This is a genomic window from Kitasatospora phosalacinea (assembly GCF_000717185.1).
In the GTDB taxonomy this organism is placed as follows: domain Bacteria; phylum Actinomycetota; class Actinomycetes; order Streptomycetales; family Streptomycetaceae; genus Kitasatospora; species Kitasatospora phosalacinea_A.
On sequence record NZ_JNYE01000183.1, the window covers coordinates 1 to 4,984 of the forward strand.

The following is a 4,984-nucleotide window of genomic DNA, read 5'->3' on the forward strand; positions in this document are numbered from 1 at the left end:
GCGGTGGGGAGCGCCTGCGGCGGGCTCCGGGCTCCGGGCTCCGGTCGAGGTCGTTGGCGGAGGGGCGGTGGGGTGGGTGGGCGGATCGCGCCGGGGTGGCTGCGCCCCCGCGTGCCGGGGCGCGGGAATGCCTGGCGGGCGCGGAGACTTGTGCTGGACGGACGAGGCGTTCGGCGGCACACCCCTGCCCGTCGGCGTCCGCGGCCGTCCGCCGGTCGTCGGCTACCGGCCGTCCGGAGAGGGAGCGATACATGGGAACCCCCGTCGACCAGCTCGTCGACCTGCTCGACCTGGAGCGGATCGAGCTGAACATCTTCCGCGGCCGCAGCCCCGAGGAGTCGCTGCAGCGCACCTTCGGCGGGCAGGTGGCCGGGCAGGCGCTGGTCGCCGCGGGCCGGACGGTCGAGGAGGACCGGCCGGTGCACTCGCTGCACGCGTACTTCCTGCGCCCGGGCGTCCCCGGCGTGCCGATCGTCTACCAGGTCGAACGGACCAGGGACGGGCGCTCCTTCACCACCCGCCGGGTGCTCGCCATTCAGGGCGGGCGGACGATCTTCGCGCTCACCGCCGACTTCCACCGGCCCGAGCCCGGCGGCATCGAGCACCAGTTCCCGATGCCCGGCGTCCCCGACCCCGAGAGCCTGCCCAGTGCGCTGGACGAGGTCGGCGCCCGGCTCGGCGAGCTCCCCCCGTTCATCAGCCGCCGCCAGCCCTTCGACATCCGCTACGTGGACCGGCTGAAGTGGACGCGCGAGGAGCTCGACGGCGTCGAGGCCCGCAGCGGCGTGTGGCTGCGCACCAACGGCGCGCTGCCCGACGACCCGCTGATCCACGTCTGCGCGCTCACCTACGCCAGCGACATGACGCTGCTGGACGCCGTCCGCGCCCCCGTCGAACCGCTGTGGGGCCAACGGAACTTCGACATGGCCTCGCTGGACCACGCGATGTGGTTCCACCGCCCGTTCCGCGCCGACGACTGGCTGCTGTACCGGCAGGAGTCGCCGATCGCGCACGGCGCGCGCGGCCTGGCCCGCGGCGAGATCTACGACCGCCAGGGGCAGTTGGTGGTCTCGGTGATGCAGGAGGGATTGTTCCGCCCGCTCGCCCGCTCCTGAACGGGCCCGCGGGGAACGGGGGTTGACCTACCGACCGGCGGAAGCGGCCGGAGAACAGAGCGACATGGGAGGCAGTCCGATGACCGACACCGCAGCCGAAGCCTGGCAGCGCTGGACGGAGGCCCGGAGCGCCGCGGCCGGCGCACCGCACGGGCCGCTGGCCCTCACCGGCACGCACTGGCTGGAGCCCGCCCCCGCGGAGATCCCCGGCCTGCCCGGCCGCTGGTGGGCCGAGGGCGGCGCGGTCTGCGCCGAACTGCGCGCCGGGGACGGCGTCCACGTCGAGGGCGGGGAGGAGGGTCGGGAGGCCACCGGCCGCCTCGCCCTGCGCCCCGACACCGACCGGCGCCCGCAGAACGCCGTCCTGGGCGGGAAGCGGCTGGTCCCGATCGAGCGGGAGGGCGAACTCGCCCTGCGGGTCTTCGACCCCGACGCCCCCGCCCGGGCCGCGTTCGCGGGCATCTCGGTCTACCCGTACGCCCCCGACTGGGCGGTGCCCGCCGTGTTCACCCCCTTCGTGGACGGCGCGCAGGCCCTGCTGGTGGAGAACGCCGACGGCCGGGCCCGCCCGCTCACCGTCCTCGGGCAGGTCGCGTTCACCCTGGTCGGGCGGCCGCACACGCTCACCGTCAGCGGCACCGGCGCGCCCGACGGCTCGGCCGGGAGGCTCAGCGGCGTCATCGCGGACGGCACCAGCGGCCGGGAGACGTACCGCTTCCGCTTCGTCACGCTGCCCGCGCCCGACGCCGACGGGCACACCGTGCTCGACTTCAACCGGGCCTTCCTGCCCCCCTGCGCGTTCGCCGACCACTTCATCTGCCCGTTCCCGCCGCCCGGCAACCGGCTGGAGACCGCCGTCGAGGCGGGCGAGCGACAGGTGGTCACGGTGTGAGCGGCCGGGAGCGCGGGGCCGACCGGTTTCTGAGAGCGCTCTCGGGGCGGGGCGGCGGGCGCTAGGCTGCTCGCAGCAGGAACGCGATCACGTGCGCGGGTGCGTACGGGCGGCGGAGGAGAGGAGCCCACGGTGACCGAGTCCGAAACGGCAACGGGCGGGCGCCCCACCCTGGAATCGGTGGCCGAACTGGCCGGTGTCTCCAGGGCCACCGCCTCCCGGGTGGTCAACGGCGGCGCGGGCGTCCGCGCGGTCCTGCGCGAGAAGGTCGAACGGGCGGTCGCCGAACTCGGCTACGTCCCCAACCTCGCCGCCCGCACCCTCGTCACCCGGCGCAACCGGGCCATCGGCGTGGTCGTCGCCGAACCCGAGGCCCGGTTCTTCTCCGACCCGTTCTTCGCCCAGCACCTGCGCGGCATCAGCCGCGAACTCGCCGCCGCCGACAACCAGATGGTGCTGCTGCTCGCCGAGGACGAACGCGACCACGAACGGATCGGCCGCTACCTGGCCGGCGGCCACGTCGACGGCGTCCTGCTGTTCTCCCTGCACCGCTCCGACCCCACCCCCGAGACCGCCCAGCGCCTCGGGCTGCCCTTCGTCATCGGCGGCCGCCCCGGCTGGCCCGGCGCCGAATCCGACCGGGACCTGGTCTACGTCGACAACGACAACCGCGGCGGCGCCCGGCTCGCCGTCCAGCACCTGCGCTCCCTCGGCCGCACGCGCATCGCCACCATCACCGGCCCGCTCGACCAGACCTCCTCCATCGACCGCCTCGACGGCTACCGCGACCTGTTCCCCCACGGCGACGGCGACCTGATCGCCGTCGGCGACTTCACCGCGGACGGCGGCATCCGCGCGATGACCGAACTCCTCACCCGGCGGCCGGACTTGGACGCGGTGTTCGCGGCCTCCGACGCGATGGCCTCCGGCGCGATCCGGGTCCTGCGGGCGGCCGGGCGCCGGGTGCCGGAGGACGTCGCGGTGGTCGGCTTCGACGACGTCGAGTCCATCGCGGCCTGGACGGAGCCGAGGCTCACCACCGTCCGGCAGGAGATCGAGGAGATGGGGCGGCTGATGACGCGGCTGCTGCTGCGGCGGCTCAACGATCCGGAGGCTTCGGCGCCGTCCTCGGTGATCATTCCGACGGGGTTGGTGGTGCGGGAGTCGGCTTGAGGGTGAGGGGCTGTGGCGGGTGGGGGTGGTGGTGAGAGTGGTGGGTTTGGTGCCGAGGACGGCGAGCGGCGTGAACGCCTAGCAGAGCGGGAACCTCTCGTCGGCGCGGTGGCGGACCGTCGTGCCGCTGCCGCTGCCGCTGCCGCTGCCGCTGCCGCTGCCGCTGCCGGTGTTGCTGCCGCTGCCGGTGTCGTGCGTGCGCTCCAACTTGCGGAAGGCGGCGTGCAGTTCGGTGGCGCGGGCCGGGGCGGCGGGGGCAGGCGAGGGTGGTGGCCGCGTTCAGTCGTCGGGGTGCCGGAAGTGGGCCAGGACCGCTTCGAGCGTGGCTCGGCCGGCCGGGCCCCAGGTGGGTTTGCCGCCCGGGAGGCCGTGCAGGCCCGCGTGGCCGATGCCGAGGAGGACCAGGCCGCGCAGGACGGCCCAGCCGCGGGCGCGGCGGACGGTGGCCGCGGTGGCGTCCCGCTGTCCGGCGGGCTGGGCGGCGCGCCAGCGGTCCAGGCAGTGGCGGTCGGCTCCGGGCGGGAGCAGCAGCCAGGCGGCGGAGAGGTCGCAGGCGGGGTCGCCGGTGCCGAGGGAGTCGAAGTCGACGATGCCGCCGAGCGCGCCGTCGACCACCACGACGTTCGCCGGGTGCAGGTCGGAGTGCAGCCACACCGGCGGGCCGGTCCAGGCGGGGGCGGCCACGGCGTCCGCCCACACCGCCCGGAGCTCCTCGGCCCGGACGCCGGGGGCGAGGGGGTGCAGGTGCTGCGCGAACTCGGCGAGCCGCCGTTCGACGTCGGCGTTGAGCGGGGCGAGCGGGCCGCAGCGCGGGGTGGTGGCGGGCGCGTCGGCGGGGGCCGGGCGGTGCAGGGCGAGCAGGAAGTCGGCGAGGGCGGTGGCGGAGCGCGGCCCGTGCGCGGGGGCGATCGGGGCGTGGTCGGCGGGCTCGCCGGGCACCCAGGAGAACACCGCCCACGGGTACGGGTACCCGGCGCCCGGCAGGCCGTCGCGCCGCGGCACCGGGACGGGCAGCGGCAGGCGCGGCGCCAGCTCGGGCAGCCAGCGGGTCTCGTTGGCCAGGCAGGCGGGCGTGTGCCTGTCCCGGGGGAGCCGGACGGCGTGCTCCTCGCCGAGCCGCCACATCCGGTTGCCCCACCCGCCGTCGACCCGGCGCAGCGCCAACCCGGCGAGGTCCGGGTGCTGTTCGCGGAGCAGGGCGCGCACGGTGTCGGCGTCGACGTCGAGTCGGCCGTCGGGGTCGGTGTCGGGAGCCGGGGCGGGGGGTTGCGTGTCCATCGGTGCGACCCTACGCCCCGCCGCGGGTGGGCGGGGCGGTTCGGGCGGTTCGTCAGCCGGTGACGCGGTAGCTGACGGCCGGGTAGGGGAAGTTGGCCCAGTGCAGGCTGCCGAGGGCGTAGGACAGGTCGCCGGGCTGGCCGGGGCGGCCGGTGGTGCAGTCGGCGTTGAAGTAGACGGTGATGTTCGCGGTGGTGAAGTCGACGGCGGAGGCCGCGGCGGCCGGGAGGTCGTGGCAGCCGCTGTCGGCGGTGTCGACGGCGAACCGGGTGCCCGTCAGGTCGCTGCCGGTGGCGAAGTACGCGACGGCGGAGTGCGGGAGTTCGACGGCGGCCGCGGGCTGGGCGAGGGCCGCGCCGAGCAGCAGGGCCGCTCCGGTGGCGGCGGTCGCGGTGAGGGTCCTGGTGCGGAGGGCGGCCATGGTGGCTCCCTAAGAATGTGAGGCGGTCCGGGAGGACCGGGTGTGGCTGATGGTGGTTTGCCGTTGATGGCTCCGAAGGAATGGCCGCCCGGTCCTTCGGGATGC

6 protein-coding genes are annotated in these 4,984 nt (G+C 75.7%); 3 read left to right on the forward strand and 3 right to left on the reverse strand.

Annotation, left to right across the window (positions count from 1 at the left end; genetic code table 11):
* Nucleotides 1–251: 251 nt before the first annotated feature.
* The 3 genes from OO57_RS37035 (at nt 252) to OO57_RS37045 (ending at nt 3,180) form a co-directional block, all read left to right on the forward strand.
* A complete protein-coding gene (locus OO57_RS37035; protein WP_033257253.1) occupies nt 252–1,115 on the forward strand; it encodes an acyl-CoA thioesterase in 864 nt (287 codons plus the stop codon).
* A gap of 79 nt (nt 1,116–1,194) precedes the next feature.
* The gene (locus tag OO57_RS37040; protein WP_033257254.1) at nt 1,195–2,007 is read left to right on the forward strand and encodes a DUF1684 domain-containing protein; all 813 of its coding nucleotides are present in this window, start codon (nt 1,195–1,197) and stop codon (nt 2,005–2,007) included.
* A 132-nt stretch (nt 2,008–2,139) separates the two neighbouring features.
* On the forward strand, nt 2,140–3,180 hold the full coding sequence (locus tag OO57_RS37045) for a LacI family DNA-binding transcriptional regulator (RefSeq protein ID WP_033257255.1): 1,041 nt from the start codon (nt 2,140–2,142) through the stop codon (nt 3,178–3,180).
* A 78-nt stretch (nt 3,181–3,258) separates the two neighbouring features.
* Here OO57_RS37045 and OO57_RS47135 read toward each other — a convergent pair whose 3' ends face one another.
* The 3 genes from OO57_RS47135 to OO57_RS37055 form a co-directional block, all read right to left on the reverse strand.
* Complete coding sequence (locus OO57_RS47135) at nt 3,259–3,387, reverse strand: hypothetical protein (protein ID WP_267885012.1); 129 nt, start codon at nt 3,385–3,387, stop codon at nt 3,259–3,261.
* A gap of 72 nt (nt 3,388–3,459) precedes the next feature.
* Nucleotides 3,460–4,458, reverse strand: a complete 999-nt coding sequence (locus OO57_RS37050; RefSeq protein WP_033257256.1) for an aminoglycoside phosphotransferase family protein — start codon at nt 4,456–4,458, stop codon at nt 3,460–3,462.
* 52 nt (nt 4,459–4,510) lie between these two features.
* On the reverse strand, nt 4,511–4,879 hold the full coding sequence (locus OO57_RS37055) for a hypothetical protein (RefSeq protein WP_033257257.1): 369 nt from the start codon (nt 4,877–4,879) through the stop codon (nt 4,511–4,513).
* Nucleotides 4,880–4,984 lie beyond the last annotated feature (105 nt).